Source organism: Methylosinus sp. LW3, assembly GCF_000527115.1.
Classification (GTDB): domain Bacteria; phylum Pseudomonadota; class Alphaproteobacteria; order Rhizobiales; family Beijerinckiaceae; genus Methylosinus.
Genome location: NZ_AZUO01000005.1, coordinates 81,113 through 97,041 on the forward strand (window position 1 = coordinate 81,113; position 15,929 = coordinate 97,041).

Here is a 15,929-nt window from a genome sequence, read left to right on the forward strand (position 1 = left end):
CTCCCCGCTCAGCTTTGACGCGAGCGGAATTCCTCGTAGAGAGCGTCGAGACGCTCTAATACGAAACCTGCGAAATCGGGTTCCGCTTTTTCGTCAAAGCGCACGACGGTCGTCTTTTTGTCACGGCTGATGCGCGCGAGCGGGGTGCCTGCCGAGTTTTTCCAGATTCGAGTGGACGAGCGCGCGAACTCTCTCTCGCTGGCCGCACTGAGCGCTCGGATGAACCTCGCGTCGGAGTCGCGAGTCACGTCGGGATCTGCGAGCACGAGCTCAACACGGCGAAGCGCATTCTCACTCTGCAGTAGATCGGCCAACTGCAGCCATCGGCGACGCCCCGCCTTTGGCGCCGAACCAATGGTCTTGGCCAAATCCTCGGGGACCGCGCGCGCCACGGAGATCATTTTCGAAAGTTCGGTCTTGTCGGTCGACAAGGCGGCCATGATGACTGGTCTGTCGTAACCGCTATCCTCCAGAGTTTTAGCGAAAATCGCCCTCTCGATGAAAGAGAGATCCCTCCGAACCGAATTCTCGATCCCCTGGGCAAGAACGAGTTGTTGGTCGTCCAGGCTGCGAACGACGGCTTTGACCTTCAGACCGAGTTCGCGCGCCGCCGCTATTCTTCGATGCCCATATGCCGCCTGATATCGGCCGCCCTGTCCTGGGTGCGGTCGCACTAATATTGGGACTTCTTGCCCATGGCCGCGCATCGATTCTTTTAGCGCGGCGAACGCGGGATCATCGGCCGCGGGGAAACGATCTCGAATGAACGAAACATCCACGAGCTGCGGGTCGAGATCGACCACAGAGGCTCCAGTCGCCAGCGCTTCTTGGAGAACCCGGGACTCCTCTTCGATCTTATCGAGAGTGAGGCTCATCGTGCGCACGGGCCCAGCCAGAACGCGGTCTCGACCCTGCGCTTCGGCCTTAGTCCCCGGGTTGGCCGCGGCCAACTGTTCTTCGAAAATTGACTTGAGCACATTGCGGCGGGTCATGTGATCCTTCCCCAAGCGCGGAGAATGAGGCCAAGAATTTCGCTGTTGACCGCCTCGAGAGATTCGAGCGCGCGGTCATAGGTCGCGCGGCCAACGGCACCTCGATCAAGCTCGTAGAGAGACTGCTTTGTCAGTCCTGCGTCGGCTATCGCTGTCGATTTCCAAACCGTTGCGGCCAAGACCTCATCGCCGAACAGTCCGCGAAGTAAGGCCACGACCTGCGACTGAGGTCCGTCGTGCGGTTCGTGTCTCGTAATCACATACCGAATGAAGTCATGTCGAAGATCGCCCCCCGCCTTGCGAACCACCGCCATCAAATCCGAGGCCATGAGAAGGAATTGGGACATGGAAGCCACGTCCACCATCTGCGGATGAATTGTGATCAAAAGGGCAGTGGCGGCGCACAAAGCTCCAAGGGTGAGGTAGCCCAACTGCGGCGGACAATCGACGACCACAACGTCATAGTCGGTCTCAATCTCCGCAAGCGCGCGTCCCAGTCTCTGGAAAAACATGCCTCCGGCCGGATGCTGGCCTAAGGACAGCGCTTGCGGAGTCTCATGCTCGAACTCCATGAGTTCGAGATTGCCAGGTATCAAATCGAGGCCGTCGAAGTAGGTCTTGAGGATGCAGTCGCGTATCGGCCGACGCTGGTCGTCGTATCTAATTGCACCGTAAATTGTGTCGCCTTCTTTCAGGTCGAACTCCGGCTGGAGACCGAGCATCGTCGACAGGGACGCTTGCGGATCGAGGTCGACGGCCAAAACGCGAAAGCCCGACAATGCAAGATACTGCGCCAAATACAGACATGTCGTCGTCTTTGCGGAACCGCCCTTGAAGTTTGTACAGGCGATCGTCTGCATCTTCTCGCCGGGGCGCCGCCGTGGCAAAACCACCTGAGCCTCCCGTGGCTTCGCCGAGGCGATATGGCGACGGAGTTCGTTGATTTGAACCAGTGTATAAGAGCGCCGCCCCGACGCGCTGGTTTCGGGGATTGGTCCAATCCCGTCGAGCGAGAGCTGACGCAAATATCCGTCGGAGACGCGCAACAACTTCGCTGCTTCACCCGATGAGAAGGAACGTAGGGACTTGTGGCTGTCCGGTGGAAAGAGGCGTGCTCCGAGAGACTGAAGCTGCTCCGACAGCAGTCTTGCCTGCGCGGAAATACGGACATCCGACGTCTCCCCTTGCGGAGGGACAATGTTGGAACGGCGAACGTCGGTGTCCACGGCTTCTTTTCTCGATACGGTTAGAGGCGTCAAATCAGATTTCTTCCGTATCAAAAAGCCACGATTCGGCCAGGAGAGCAATAAATTTATCGTAAATGAAAATTAACGGACTTCGTCGGGCTTTCTAAGGCAAGACCGCACGTTGAGTTGGCCGCGGCCAACAGCGCCCCCACTCTTAAGCAGCTACAGGCCTTTACGGGCCTTCATTGCCAGCCCTTTGAAATTTGAATTCCGTTTTCTGTGGCAAAATGGTCGATGTGGAGGCGGACGAGTGATCTCTTAACCCGGCGCGTGACGCCGCTTCGAATTCTCCCGGGGCTAGAATTAGTGGCGCCAGAAACAAAGAATCGATGAGACGCCGACTTCAGTCGATTAGAGGAGCCGAAGCCCCTCTGTTTCGACTGCACAGGGGCAGCGACGGGGGGATGATCACCTCGACGAGCGCCGTGGCGGCCCGCTTATCCTCGGCGGACAGATCCGTCTTTTCGTTCTTCGGATAGACCCGCAGCGCATAGAACGGGATCGCATCGTCGAGAAAATAATAGCCCCCCGCGCGCTGCCCCGCTCAGAGTCTTCACCTGAAGGTGCGAGCAGCTGATCTCGAATTGGGAGGGCGTAGCGCCGGACACTCCCGCCGGGACCGGAACCGACTTCGGCCTGAAGGGAAGGGGCGTCGCTGGCCGATTTCAGTTTCGCAGGCGTCGTCGGAAGAGACCCCACATTCCAGGGGTTCGCCTTGCTCTCGGCCGGAGCCCGCACAGCTTTGATCCGGTCGCGAAGAAACGCGAGACCGATTTGCGGGAGAAGTCGCAATGAGGGGCATGCAAGCCTCTTCGGACTGGCTATTCTACGATTTCTGTCTCGACGATCACGTTCCTGCCGAGCATCAATTGCGCGGCGTCGACCGGCATCACGATCTCGTCTCCGTTCGCGACGTCCACAAGAGCTTCTTCGGCGTCCCTGAACCGGCTCGGCCCGCTCGATCGCGCAAAATGGGGGCGATTTCATCCATGAACGGATGATGGAGCCCGACCGCGCAGAATTCATCGAACTCCATGAGAATTGTCTCCTCCCACGTCGGCGCCATGAAGGCGAGACTTCCGATATCCTCATTGCGCAGTTCGCCACGCCACTTCAAATAGAGCTGCCGCGCTTCGTCAGTCCTCCCTGCAAACATGAGCATATGCGCCTGGGCGATATCGCGTCGCTTTCGATCCGTCTCGAAAGGCGCACGATCCGCGACACGAATACCTTCGGACAGGTCTCTGGCGGCCGCAGGCCTGTCTCCGCTCGCAAACCGGGCCAAAGCTCGCAAACGATAGGCGTCGAGATCGGCAGGACACTGCTCGATGACCGCTGTGAAATCGGCAATGGCTCTGATGAGATCGCCTTTAGCGCTCCAAGCACGGCCGCGGTGGCGAGAGGCCTCCACCTCGTCAGGTTCCCGCGCGAGAGTCTCGGTGAAGTCGGCGATGGCGAGATCAAGGAAACCCGCCAAAAAATAAGCGCCGCCCCGCCGCAAGAAGCTTTGGGCCACCAAATGGGGATCGGCTTTTCCGCCGAGCTCGATCGCTTTGCTGTAATCGGCGATTGCCGCTTGATATTGCGCGCTTCCGAAACGCAAGCATCCACGATTCATATGATACCCAACGAGCAGATCGTGCCAAAAAACGCGATCGTTATCGCGCGCGACTGCGACGCTCAAATCGGCGATGGCGAGGTCGAAGTCCTCCTCTCTTCGCGATTGCATCCATCTGGCGTGATAGGTCTCGGCGCGATCGACGTAGAGATCCGGCGTCTCCGCTTCCGAACATAGACTGAGCAACTTGGTGAAGTCGGCAATGGAAGCGTCGAAGCGTTCTGCCGATCGATGAGCGCGGGCGCGCCACAGATAGGCCGCGGGTTCGTGCGGGGCGAGCGAGATGGCGTGATCGAGGTCCGCAATGGCGCGGTTCGAATAGAGGCGCTTTTTCGCTGGCTTACTGTTCTGTCGATCCGCTCGGCGCGCCAACGTCTCGCCGCGCGCTACATAAGCATCGACACGTGTCGGGTCGATTCGAAGACATTCGGTGAAATCTGCTATTGCATTGTCATATCGCGTATTTTGGAGCCAGCAGCACCCTCGTAAAAAGTAGGCCTCGTCGGAACCGGGATCGAGCGTGAGCGCCCTCGTGAAAGCGGCGATGGCGGCGTCGCGCTTGTTCAGCCCGCGCAACATTTCCCCTCGTTCGAGAATCGCCTGCTTGTCGTCGGGGTCGATCTCGAGCACCCTATCGAGGTCGGCGATGGCGCGAGGCACATCGCCCATTCGCCAGTAGAAACGCGATCGAAACGAAGGCCAAGCAGCGTTTTCGGGATCCACCTCGATGGCGCTAGTCAGATCGGCGATCGCGCGATTGTGATCGCCGAGGTCGAAGTGGAGCTGTCCTCGCATCGCGTATGCGTAAGCGTTGCGGGGTTCGAAAGCGATCGCCTTAGCGAGCTTGTCCAGCGCGTCTGGTACATCACCCCGGGCAAGCGCCGCGACGGCCTGCTCGGTCGCGCCGCCGGACAGACGAGTACGAATCGGAGTGTTCGTCCCGGCCATCGCTATCTTTTCATCCCCGATTCCTTAGTCCGAAATGGAGAGCGCCGCGAGCTACGAGAGAGCCGTCTCGAAACGAAGTTATGAATCTTCTGTGGCGACCGTTCGCGCCAATCGCGATAATGGCATTGATAGAACCGGGCTCCATCCTAGTCGAGCCCCTTGATCCGATCCCCGGCGAGAGCCGCAGGAGATTGGACGGCTAGTAACAGTCAACTTCGGAGCGAGGCGGTTCGTTCGCGCGCTTCATGATAGCGCGGATCATTGGCGGTTGCGGAAGAGTAGGAAGACGCAAGCTTTGTCGCAGCAAGACGGCCTCCGGCGAAATCGAGCCCGCGAGGCCCCGCAAAACTTAAGTGCCTTCAGGGCAAAACGGACCTCTTTTGCCTCTCGTCACCGCCCGTGGCGGACGGTTCGGGAAGATGCGCCCTCCACGTCACCAACGCGGCCTGTCCGGCGTCTGAGAGCGCATAGACGCCGCGCTCGACCCGGATGAACCAGCCGTAGACGTTGCGAAGCAAAATCTTCGGCGCGTCCGGAATGGCCTCCTTCAGATCGCGTGGGCGGGCCGGCGCGTGCGCCATTGCCCCGGCGCATCGCAGCGCCTGCTGTCGATAGGCGGTCATGATGGGACGTCGCGTGCCGCCTCCAGTCGCCGGATCTCCCCTACGCCGCTGGTGCTCATCGAGGATCCGAGAGCGGCGTTTTGCGTTGTGCCTCGGCCGCCAGGCAACCGGCTCGACCAAGACCTCCACCCTACCGGAAATGAGCACGCTGAGCAGCCCGAAGCCGAGCATTCGACAGAGCCTCTTCACCCGGGGGTCGGACTCGCGTCCGCGTCCGCGCGTCGATGCACGGACGGCGAGCCAAACCTCGTCGCATGCCGTGGATCGATCCACGGCTTGGAGAACAAGATCGAGCGTGAAGCTCAGCTTCAACTCGCAGATCACGAGCGCGATCGGCGAGCCGCGATCCACCGCCACGACGTCGCAGCCGCATATCTCTCCTTTCGCCTCGAACCCCAACCCTTCGAGGAAGCGCTTGACCGGGAGATAAAGGCTCGTCTCCAACCTTCGACCTCGATGCGCGCCGCGAGCCTGCACTCGACGACGAATCGGTAATCCGTGAGCATAATAGCCGCGCCTGTTTTTTGCGGCACGAAGGAGCCGAGTTGGCGCAGTTGCTTGATGCTATCATATGCCATATATTGATAGCATTACTATCGCCCGAAACAGAAACGCCATCATGCCTGCTGTCACTATCCGCAACCTCTCCGAAGAGACGCATCGCGCGCTGAAGGTCCGTGCGGCGCAGCACGGCCGCAGCACGGAAGCGGAGATACGCGACATCCTGGAGGACGCCGTGCGCCCGGCCAATCGTCTCCGCCTTGGCAGCGCGCTGGCGGAAATGAGCCGGAAGATCGGCCTGACCAACGCCGACGTCGAAGCCCTCGAACAGGCCCGCGAGCAGAAGCCGGCAGAGCCGCTGCGCTTCGAATGATCCTGCTCGATACCAATGTCGTCTCCGAGGCGATGAAGCCCGAACCGGCCCCGGCGGTCCGTCGATGGCTCGATGAACAGGCGGCGGAAACGCTCTATCTCTCGAGCGTCACGATCGCTGAGCTGATGTTCGGCGTCGGCGCGCTTCCCAAGGGCAAGCGCAAGGACAGGTTGACCGCCACACTCGAAGGCGTGCTGGAGCTGTTCGCGGACCGCATCCTCCCGTTCGATACGAATGCGGCGCGTCGCTATTCCGATCTGGCGGTGATGGCGCGCGCTGCCGGAAAGGGGTTCCCCACCCCGGACGGCTATATCGCCGCCATAGCCGCATCGCATGATTTCGTCGTTGCATCCCGCGACGGCAGCGCGTTCACGGCCGCCGGCCTAACCCTGATCGACCCCTGGGCCGCCGGCGCCTGAGCAACAGCACGAACATCGCGTGGTGATCGCGCGCCTGCTCGGCGGAGCGATCCCCGCTTCCTGTCGATGACAACATCGACGTCACGAAGCTACCCGTGATCACCTTGCATATGGCCCATCGGTCCGCCTCGACCGGGCCTCGTCCCGATAGTCCCGCGCGGCGGACTTCTCGCCCGTCTGCCAGCCACGCCGAGACGGCACTCGAGCCGACCGCGTACCAATCTCATTGTAACGAAGGCATCATATCGCCGATGTTCAAATTTCAATTGCGATGGATTTCAATAAACGACCGTTTGAAAGTGCAGCCGAAGGCTGAAGTTCGCCGCTGCGACATAGGGGCGAGCAGGAGAAAGGCTCGAAAAACAGCCCTTTTCATCGATTTACAGGCTGAAAGCTCGCCTCCAGAGCCGTGCCGAAGCTTGCTTTCGGCCGCCGCGGCGACGCATTTCGATCCGGCAGGCGAATGAGAAAAAGGCATCCTCTATCACTCAAGTTAAATTCGAACTAACTTGATGCCTGTTTCGATTCGCACGGAATTAAAATGGGGTTAGATCTTCCCGCCTCTGTTTCATTCGAGCGCCTGCAAGCGCCCTTCGAGAGCGCGTCGGACGCCCTCGCGCGTTTCGACGAGCGGCTTCGCTCCAGTCCCGTCGCCGAAGCGTTCCTTCTTCGCGCGCATTTCCACGACGCCTGCGCCGCTCTGTGGCGCGCGGGCGAATTCGTGCAGCTCGAAGACCTGGTGCTTCATGACGCCGGAATGGACGTGCGCACGCCGACACACGAACTCGTGCGGGCGCACGCCGTTCTTCTCACGCGCCGTCGCATAGCCGATCGCGAGCCGGCGTGGGCGTTGACGACCAATGGCCTCGCCAGTCTGCGTGGCGCATGGAGACCGAATAGCGCAGTGTGCGAGCCAACCATTGGTTCGGGCGCCATAAGCGAAGTCGCGGATGGGGAGCTGGATGATGAGGACGGCGAGACGATACCAGCAGGAGAATTCGATGAGATCGATGAATTGCTGGCGCGAACGTCACGCGTGATAGAGCGAAGCGAGCCGGCGCCTCTGAAGCGGGACGACTCTGGTTTGGTTTACGATGAAGATTGGGACGAAGAGGCGCGCCTTGCCGAATGGCGCGAGCGTCTGGGTCGAACTCAGATCCTTCCGCCCTTGATGGCCGCATGCGTCGTGCTCGACGCTTGGGAAGAGATCGAGCCGTTACAGCACAGCGCTTGGCTCGGTCCCCTGCTCGCTGCGGCCTTGCTACGTTCCCGGGGAAAGACTCGGCACTGTCTCACGGCGCTGCATTCGGGATTTCGACAGGCTAAATATCGCCGAGTTGGACGAGATGACTTTGAATCGCGATTGGTCGCTTTCGCGTGTGCGATCGAAACGATGGCGAAGGCCGACTCGAAGGAACTCGACAGATTGACGCTCGCGCGCGAGCTCCTGCTCAGAAAATGCAAAGGCCGAAGAGCGAATTCGAGGATGTCGCAGCTCGTCGACTTGTGTCTTGCTTCGCCGGTCGTCACCGTGCCTTTTGCCGCGAAGGAACTCCGGGTTTCTCAGCAAGCCGCGACCACGATGATCGACGAACTCTCGTCGAACCTTCGCGAGTTGACCGGACGCGGGCGATACAGGGCGTGGGCCGTTGTCTGATGGAGGGAGCGCGTCAGTCGTTCGCGTTGATGGTGTGATCTTGCTGGCCGACGCAGAAAACGGCGTCATTCGGCGCGTCGCGTTGACCAGCCATCGGCGTGGAGGCCACAGGAGTATTGAGGAACAATCAACGGCTCGGTTCTACGACCCCTTGCTGATTGGGGGTGTCGCACCTCCCGCGTAGCGGGTTCGTTCACTACGCAATCTCGCAAAACCTTATGATGTGTTTCCTCGAGGGGCGCGGCGCTTGCCGGGCGGCGCTCAGTTCTCGGCGGGCGAGGACAATCGCTGTGGCGGCGTCATCGTCGTGGCCGAGCGGCCCTTCGCCCAGGCGATCAAGCAAGTCCGAGGTTCATTTCTCTCGCGAGCTTCTCCCAGCTGTCGACGCCCGCGGCCGCGTAAATCGCAGCGAGATGTTTCTTCAAAGCTTCGTTGCTGATTCCCGTCGCGGAGAGGCTGTCTCCGCGCGATCCGCCGAGAGCCGCGACAAAGGCGATTTTCTGTTGAAGCGGAGAAACGTCGAGTGCAAGCACACGATCGATCGTCTCGAGCCGTCGAGGCTCTTCCAGCTCGAGCGTGACGAGAACCTGCTCGGCGCCCCGCGAACTTCGGCATGGGAGCGTTTTTGCGCCTCCCTGTGGATCGAGCGCCGCGCTTGGTCTCGTGCTCGGCGCTCTGTCGTGTCGGTCATGAGGACCCGTCTTCGAGATTGGTGAAAATTTCAGTGACTGCCAACCGGTTCGCGCGATCGTGACTCATTATGGGCGAGCGCGTAGGCCGCGCCGACCCTGGCCGCAATCGAACACCGCGACGATCATCACGCCGCCGCATGACCGAGAGTTTCGCGCGAATTCTCCCTGCATTGCAAGACCGTCCCTTGATCGCGAAGTTTCGATTCAGATACGCGCAACTCCATGTTCGGCTCGGGACGTCTTCCGACACGAGGAGGTCCCATGTTGTCATTTTTGACTCGACCAACTTATCGCGGCAAAACGCGCCGCCGAAACGTAACGAGGCTCGGCGCCGCTCTCTTGGTGGCGTTCACCACTCCTGCCTTCGCCGGCGATCCTGTCCCGGTTGCCGAGAGAGGTCTCCCGCAAACAGTGCATCCGACCTATCAGGAAAAAGGCGCGCCAAATTTCTCCTATCCGACCGGCTCGACCGATGTCGGCTCGGGAGGAGGGAATAATCCCGGCGGCGGCAACCTCGACTACACTGCTTGCAGCGGCTGCGATCCGCTGCAAACGATGAATGCGCAATCCTGGGGCGGCCAGGCGTGCAACGCCGCGACGGCCGTCGGGGTCAGCTGCGCGTCGCTCGCGGCCACCTGCGTCATGGAATCTGGCTGCAGAAACGTCCAGGGCGCGGGCACAGTCTCGGGGGCGTTTCAAATGACTAACGCGACTTATACGGAAACGATCAATGAGGCGGCGGCGGACAATCCAAACGCCGGGATCGACACGAGCCTCGCCGGCAAAAACGATCCTGCAAATCAAGCCTGGGGCGCAGCGCAATACGAATACAATGGCGCCACATATCTGCAAGAGAACGGTATCGACAACCCCACCTTCACCGACGTGCGAGGTTATTACCAATTCGGACCATCAAACTCCGTAGACTTGGCGAATGCTAGGAACGGCGACAACCTCGAGGCAATTGTTCGCTTATCGCCTCAAGCGATGACCGCGAACGGCATCACTCCGACAACCACGGTCGGCGATTGGCGACAATCCATAGCCAACCGCGTCGGCCCCGCGGCCGGACAGACCGTGCTGAATTAGCCGCATTATGCGAAGGAGAAAGCGTCATGACACCATTGTTCAGCTCGATCTTTGCCGCAAGCCTCCTCGTGATGCAGACCGGAGGGGCTGGCGAGTTCACTTCGGTGAGACCGATCGAAGGCTATAAATGTTTCAGAGTCTACATTCCGGAAGACCGGAGATTTGATCGTAGCGCGGTTCCTCCGGTGTTCGCGGCGCCAACCGAGGCTTCCAAGTTGATCGGGCATAGTGGGGGGGCCGCCTTCGTAAAATGGCCGTTAAACGAGGTCGACGGCTTCGTCGAGATCATCTGGGGAGGCCACGGGATCAAAGCCTGGATTCACAAAGACGTCTTGCGACCATGGCGAACGAAGTTGACCCCGCCTGGACCGGCGTCTGAATGCGTGCCGACGTTGATGTCGAACGGGATGATCGGGATCGGCAACGCCATCCCCTATAAACATCGGTAGCAATCTGCTCGAGCGCCGTTCGCAGATGCTCGGCGAATTCTGATCCGCGCCATCGCCCAGACCTGGTGTCGTGGAGATGGCGTCTCCCGACGAGGGCGACGGACTCGAGGCGCCGCCGGCGCGGGCGCAGCGTAGCGGCGCAGTCGAGCGAGATCCGCTCCACGGCGTCCTCGCCCGCCTAATCATTTTTCCAGACAATGATTTCGGTTAGCCGCTGGCTTGCCGACAGGCGACGGGCTTCGACCCTCTGCGCCGGAGCAGGGTCATCAACACCGGCCCGACAGAGAATTCGCCTTGCTCGGCCTTGGCCGTGAGGACGCGCAAATAACCGCCGGCGCTTTTGATTTCATCGCCGCGCTGCAGAATTGCGGCCACGACGATGGACGCGTCGTGCTCGCCCAGAACCTCTAGCGCCCGCGCCCAGGCGTTGGGCGAGACCCCTAGCGCGGGTCTTACGATCGCGGCGGCGGCCCGAAACTCCGCCCAGTCGCCGATAGCCCCGCCTTTGGCGTAATCGACGATATCGGGGCAGGCGGCGAGCGTCATTGGGAGCGAATAGACGCGTGGCGGGACGCGCTTCTCTCCGGCGGCCCGGCAGCGGACGAGGGAGGGATCGCTCCGCGCCGCTCTCGGGACGCCGGGATCCGAACCGCTCGGCTCGGTCCTTTCGGGCCTGCCTTCTCGAAGGCCGAGGTCAATATCATCGAGATCTGTAATTTGTTTCTGTTGGTGGTGCTCATTTGGGGCGGCATTGGCGCTCATATTTCCTTCTTTTGTGCGCGTTTCCAGCAGCTTACCGATTTCTCCGACGAGCAGGGCGAACTCGTCCGCCAGGGCGTCGAGCTCGGCTCTCGAGAGATTTCTCGCGTAGCGTCCGGCGAGCGACAGATATCGGCCATGCAACTCTACCCAATCTCCGGGAATGGTCTCGTCCAGGCCAGTTGCGATCATTTTGACTATGTCGCGCCGCACCAGGGAAATCCGTTCACGCAGGAGAACGATCGCGCTCTCATCGGCTCGCACCTTCTCAGCGAGCCGCTCGATCTCGGCCGAACGCGCGACGATCGGCGAGAGATCGAAGCCGAAGGCTGCATCGACGCTTCCTTGCCGCCATCGTGCATAGCGTTTGCCGTTGGGAGAGTCCCGTCGGATGACGAGGCCGACATCGACGAGGCATGCGAGATGGCGGCGCAAGGTCGATGGCGCCATGCCATGGGCGCGGCGCGACAGCTCCTTGTTCGAGGGAAAGACGACAAGGGGCGCGCCCGCTTTATCCGTCAGAGCGAGCGCGGTCTCCGGGTGGCAACTCAACAGCGCGTGTAGGACGGACAGCGCCCGATCGGTGATTCCAAGCAGGTCCTTGGCTTCGGTGAGGGAGCGAAACAGCCGCCATTTGTGGACGACGGCGTCTGTCGCGCCGGGCCGGCCCGCAAATTCGCTGGCTTCAATCTGTGTGGCCACCATGGCGAGCGACAACGGTCGCCGCCCGAACGGCGTCGTTAAATGTGTCTGCATGATCCTTTGCCTTTTCTCGTTCGGGCAAAAGAAATCCGCTCGCCGAAACGGCGCCGACTCTTGACAGTGATGCTCGGAAATGATTCCCTGACGTTGCGAGTGTTCAGGGGCTTCCGGAGCGGCGACGTTTCGGAGGCCTATTCTTTTGCGTGATGAAACTCCTGATCGTTGGTTTGAAAATTGTTCGGCCGCATGCGTCGTCGACGGACGCGGCGAAACCAATGCAGTGAAAATCGAACGCTATCGCTCCTTCTCCTTCGTTTGACGGTGTAGTCGCTGTGTTCAGGTCGAGACGGCTGGCGACGCGTCGTCGACCGACTCCGATTGCAAATGATGCATACGCGTCATTCAGAGGCGTCACCTGGCGTCCGCGTAACCGATGGGACAAAGGCGTTCTAAGGCGGGAAATACGCTATGATCTCCTCGTAGGCGCCCTCGAACGGCAAGAATTCTTCATCGATATCCTCAGCGCCCGGTCGCGCGATCGCGAGCTTCAACTCCTTGTCGAATTCGTCGATCTCATAATCGTCGAATCGCTCCTCCGCGATCGCCTGGAGGACGAGCGGCCGAAACGCGGACAGACCGAGACGCGCCGCGAGCCTCGCCCAGCCGTACCAGACGAAGGGGTAGTCGCCGAGTTCTTCGTATAGGTCGATCAAGAAATTGGCGACGACTTCACGATCGATCTTCTCATGATGCACGAGCATCGCTAGCGCGTTGCAGAGGATGTAGTGGCGCGCGAGTCTGTCCGCCTTCGGGTCGCGGGCCGCCTCGAACAGAGGTTCGGGATCCCCGTCGTACACGGCCGCGATGACACGGTGGCCGACGTCGTCGAACACGGTGCCGAAGCCATGGTGTTCGGTGAATTGGGGACATCGGATCAAGCGGGCGAGCGGACGATAGGCCCTCTGATCTCCCCATTCGCCGAGAACGAAAAGGATGAGATGCACAGGCGTGGGCTTGCGTAGGCGTTCTCGTGGAGACGCAGAAAGAAATTTCTCGATTTCGACGAGGAAGAGAGGAAGCATCTCGTCTCGTCGGCGGCAAGCTTCTTCGATCGCGTCTTCGGGCACGGGCCCATCGTAAAAATAGCGGCGGGTGAGGGATCGCAAAATCTCTTCCGGGGGCATGACGGGAGACGTCATGAATGCTCCTTATAATCGACAAGGCGCCGAAACGCTCCGGGGTCTGAAGCGTAATCGGGAAATTCGCCGAAATAAATGGCGGCGCTCTCACTTCTGCTTTTCGATTCATATCCGACTCGTCCTTGCATCGGAGGACGCGCTCGTCGCGAATCGACGCGCATCGATTTTGGCGCGGCTCTGCGCGAATGTTGCAAGAAGTTGGCGCGCCGACGCGAATGCGGGATTCTTTGCTGCGACGAAATGACTCACTCGACAGGATCGGCAATTTCGAGTCGCTCAGCCGGCCAATGCAGGAAAGGAATGAGTCGCGAAAAGCAGTTAGAGCCGAAGCGTAGCTGTAACGGCTCCGCCTGGTGCAGGAGCTGCGTGGCATTGCGTAGGGGCCAGCTTGCTGTATTCTCAGGGGAGACCAGTGACGAAGGCGGCGCGCGCGGTTCCGACCCCCTCCCTTTGCGTGTGCATGGATTCCGATCGGCGAAGACAAAAGCCACAACACGATTTTGCGCATCTGAAAGACATTTTTATTCAGGGTATCGAGCAGGGGGCGGCCTTTCTATCAAGGGGCGGCGAAATGGCGAAGCACGAACACATTGAAGGGATTGCCGTCGACAACGCCGATCAGGCGACGCTCGAAGCGAAGTGTGATCACCTAATCAGGTTGGTGTACTCTCGTTATGGGAACACGACCTCGGCAATAGCCCGCGTCGCGGCCGACGACGACATCGATCGGCGCTTCGTCGAACTCGCAACAATTCCATCTCGAACGCGCGACGATCTCGATGCGAAAAAGGCGTTAGCGACTGCCTATATGGAGTTTTTCGTCGGCAGGCCGAATGTTCTGGTCGTGCTGCTGAAATCGCTATGTGAAGATTTCGACGCGGTCGCGTAATCAGCGCTTTCGGTTCGCGCAGGGCTTTCACAAGCTGGTGGTCGAAAGGAGACCACCATGAAATCGCATTCACTTACGATCGCCGCGATATTCGCCTCGACGCTCGCCCAGGCCGAACCTGGGATATCCAGGACTGGAACAGAGAATGACGTGGGCGCGCCGGGAGGCGCTCCCACGTCCGAATTGCCGAAGAGCGCCTCGGGCATGGCTCTCGGCGCGTTAAAGCTTTCTTTCCTTTCGGCGGAGTTTGTCGAGCAGACGCCGGCGCTCAGACATCTCGCGAGGAGCGGCGCGCAGCTATTCGACGCCGGCTCGGCCCATGGCCTTCGCGCGGTCGTCGCGCGACAGCGCGAAGAATTCATGATCTTGCAGGTTACCCCGGATGGCGAGGCGATCGTCGCGGGCGCGCAGACCGATTTGTCGGCCGATCTGTTGCTGGCGATCGCAGGACGAGAAGATTCGCGCGTGACGGAGCTCGGCTCGAGCCACGGGATGCGTGGGCTATTCGTCCGCAATGGACGACAGTTCCAGGTGTTCTACGCGACTCCTGACGGAGAGCGCGTGATCCCAGGCGTGATGTGGGACGCGAGCGGAAAAAACATCACGCGCGAACAAGTCGCTCCTTTGCCGGGGGTGGCGCCGACGGTGACGATCGGCGGCGAGAAGGAGACTGGAGCCGTAATCGGCGCCGGCCGGACCACGTCCGTTTCGGCATTGGAGGCCGCCCGCAGCGCGACCTTTGGAACGATCGGCTCAGAAGCCGCGCCGAGGATCTACGTCTTCATTGATCCGTTGTGCGGATATTCGGTCCGCGCTCTGCAGCAATTGCAGCCTTTCATCGCGGCCGGTAGAGCGCTCGTCGCGATCATCCCTGTGTCTGTGCTGGACTATGAGGATGAGGGTCGCAGCACCAAGAGCGCCTTGGCGATGTTGAGCAAGCCAGCCGATCAAATGGCGTCGGCCTGGTCGCATGGAGATTTGAACGGGCCGGCGTCGTACGAAGCCGAAGAGCTGCTTCGACGAAATATGGCGGTCGCCGAAGCGATCGGGTTGCGTGGAACGCCGACGGTGATCTGGCGCAAGCAGGACCGCTCGGAAGGCCGCGTCGACGGGTTGCCGGAGGATTGGAACGCGGTGATCGCATCGATAGGGAGCGAAAGCCATGCGGCGCGATAAATGGAAACCGAGACGATCCGAGACTCCGAAACGGGTCTCGCTACTGAACAGAGCGTGGAGCGGGGTCAAGTGGATCGGCTCCGTTCCGGGACGCGCATTCCCGAAGCCCGAAATCGCCGAAGGCGGTCGCATGCTGTCGGGATTGATCGGAGCGGTTCGTCGTGGAGCGCGACGCGATACGCGCTTTAGAGTCGACGAAGATCGTCGCATCGATGTCCAGGCAACGGCGTTTCTGCACGGAATGAAGGTCTGGCAGGTGGAGGCGCTCTTGCAGCGCCGTCGACGCCAAACCGCGCTGGCCGCTTATATCTTCTTCGGATCGGCGTGGGCGCTCTTCGCCTATTGGCTGTTCGAGATTGCGACGACTCCGTGGACTTCCTGGAGCATCGCGCCAGTGCTGGAGTTTGCGCCGTTCTGCTTGTTTCTGTTTCTGACGGCGTTCCAAAGCGCGTTGCAAAATTATCAGCTCCGAACGCGGCGGCTGGCGACGGCGTGGGAATATCTCACCACGCCCGAGCAATTCTGGCCGAGCTGAAACGCGCGCTCATTGTCGGCTCGACGCCGCCTGTTCTCGGCGGCGTCGAGGACCGCGCCGC

Annotated in this window: 15 protein-coding genes; 9 read left to right on the plus strand and 6 right to left on the minus strand. The window is 60.5% G+C overall.

From position 1 onward, the window contains the following. Nucleotides 1–8: 8 nt before the first annotated feature. The 4 genes from repB to METLW3_RS0124280 form a co-directional block, all read right to left on the minus strand. On the minus strand, nt 9–992 hold the full coding sequence (gene repB / locus METLW3_RS0124265) for a plasmid partitioning protein RepB (protein WP_024882303.1): 984 nt from the start codon (nt 990–992) through the stop codon (nt 9–11). Next, the gene (repA, locus tag METLW3_RS0124270) at nt 989–2,191 is read right to left on the minus strand and encodes a plasmid partitioning protein RepA (RefSeq protein ID WP_036310537.1); all 1,203 of its coding nucleotides are present in this window, start codon (nt 2,189–2,191) and stop codon (nt 989–991) included. Before repA ends, repB begins: the two co-directional genes overlap by 4 nt. 937 nt (nt 2,192–3,128) lie before the next feature. Next, entirely contained in the window at nt 3,129–4,805 is a 1,677-nt protein-coding gene (locus METLW3_RS0124275) for a tetratricopeptide repeat protein (protein ID WP_084484996.1), read from the minus strand. A gap of 359 nt (nt 4,806–5,164) precedes the next feature. Continuing rightward, nucleotides 5,165–5,872, minus strand: coding sequence for a DUF2161 family putative PD-(D/E)XK-type phosphodiesterase (locus METLW3_RS0124280; protein WP_024882306.1), 708 nt, complete (start codon nt 5,870–5,872; stop codon nt 5,165–5,167). Between the two features lie 175 nt (nt 5,873–6,047). Here METLW3_RS0124280 and METLW3_RS0124285 point away from each other — a divergent pair, with 175 nt between their 5' ends. The 6 genes from METLW3_RS0124285 (at nt 6,048) to METLW3_RS0124310 (ending at nt 10,608) form a co-directional block, all read left to right on the plus strand. After that, the gene (locus METLW3_RS0124285; protein WP_024882307.1) at nt 6,048–6,302 is read left to right on the plus strand and encodes a plasmid stabilization protein; all 255 of its coding nucleotides are present in this window, start codon (nt 6,048–6,050) and stop codon (nt 6,300–6,302) included. After that, the gene (locus tag METLW3_RS0124290; RefSeq protein ID WP_024882308.1) at nt 6,299–6,721 is read left to right on the plus strand and encodes a type II toxin-antitoxin system VapC family toxin; all 423 of its coding nucleotides are present in this window, start codon (nt 6,299–6,301) and stop codon (nt 6,719–6,721) included. Before METLW3_RS0124285 ends, METLW3_RS0124290 begins: the two co-directional genes overlap by 4 nt. 251 nt (nt 6,722–6,972) lie before the next feature. Next, nucleotides 6,973–7,188 (plus strand): hypothetical protein, encoded by a 216-nt coding sequence (locus METLW3_RS28655; RefSeq protein WP_157516685.1) that lies wholly within the window; start codon nt 6,973–6,975, stop codon nt 7,186–7,188. Between the two features lie 74 nt (nt 7,189–7,262). Next, nucleotides 7,263–8,378 (plus strand): RHE_PE00001 family protein, encoded by a 1,116-nt coding sequence (locus tag METLW3_RS0124295; protein ID WP_024882309.1) that lies wholly within the window; start codon nt 7,263–7,265, stop codon nt 8,376–8,378. Nucleotides 8,379–9,331: 953 nt separating this feature from the next. Beyond that, the gene (locus METLW3_RS0124305) at nt 9,332–10,159 is read left to right on the plus strand and encodes a hypothetical protein (protein WP_024882311.1); all 828 of its coding nucleotides are present in this window, start codon (nt 9,332–9,334) and stop codon (nt 10,157–10,159) included. A gap of 26 nt (nt 10,160–10,185) precedes the next feature. Further along, nucleotides 10,186–10,608 (plus strand): hypothetical protein, encoded by a 423-nt coding sequence (locus tag METLW3_RS0124310; protein ID WP_036310462.1) that lies wholly within the window; start codon nt 10,186–10,188, stop codon nt 10,606–10,608. Between the two features lie 207 nt (nt 10,609–10,815). Here METLW3_RS0124310 and repC read toward each other — a convergent pair whose 3' ends face one another. Next, nucleotides 10,816–12,123 (minus strand): plasmid replication protein RepC, encoded by a 1,308-nt coding sequence (repC, locus tag METLW3_RS0124320; RefSeq protein WP_051465647.1) that lies wholly within the window; start codon nt 12,121–12,123, stop codon nt 10,816–10,818. A 395-nt stretch (nt 12,124–12,518) separates the two neighbouring features. Further along, nucleotides 12,519–13,268, minus strand: a complete 750-nt coding sequence (locus tag METLW3_RS0124325; RefSeq protein ID WP_036310465.1) for a DUF1186 domain-containing protein — start codon at nt 13,266–13,268, stop codon at nt 12,519–12,521. Between the two features lie 412 nt (nt 13,269–13,680). Here METLW3_RS0124325 and METLW3_RS28665 point away from each other — a divergent pair, with 412 nt between their 5' ends. From METLW3_RS28665 to METLW3_RS0124345, 3 genes are all read left to right on the plus strand, one after another. Further along, on the plus strand, nt 13,681–14,157 hold the full coding sequence (locus METLW3_RS28665) for a hypothetical protein (RefSeq protein ID WP_157516687.1): 477 nt from the start codon (nt 13,681–13,683) through the stop codon (nt 14,155–14,157). A 57-nt stretch (nt 14,158–14,214) separates the two neighbouring features. Then, nucleotides 14,215–15,333 (plus strand): hypothetical protein, encoded by a 1,119-nt coding sequence (locus METLW3_RS0124340; protein ID WP_024882316.1) that lies wholly within the window; start codon nt 14,215–14,217, stop codon nt 15,331–15,333. Between the two features lie 241 nt (nt 15,334–15,574). Beyond that, the gene (locus METLW3_RS0124345; protein WP_157516688.1) at nt 15,575–15,868 is read left to right on the plus strand and encodes a hypothetical protein; all 294 of its coding nucleotides are present in this window, start codon (nt 15,575–15,577) and stop codon (nt 15,866–15,868) included. The last annotated feature ends 61 nt before the right edge of the window (nt 15,869–15,929 follow it).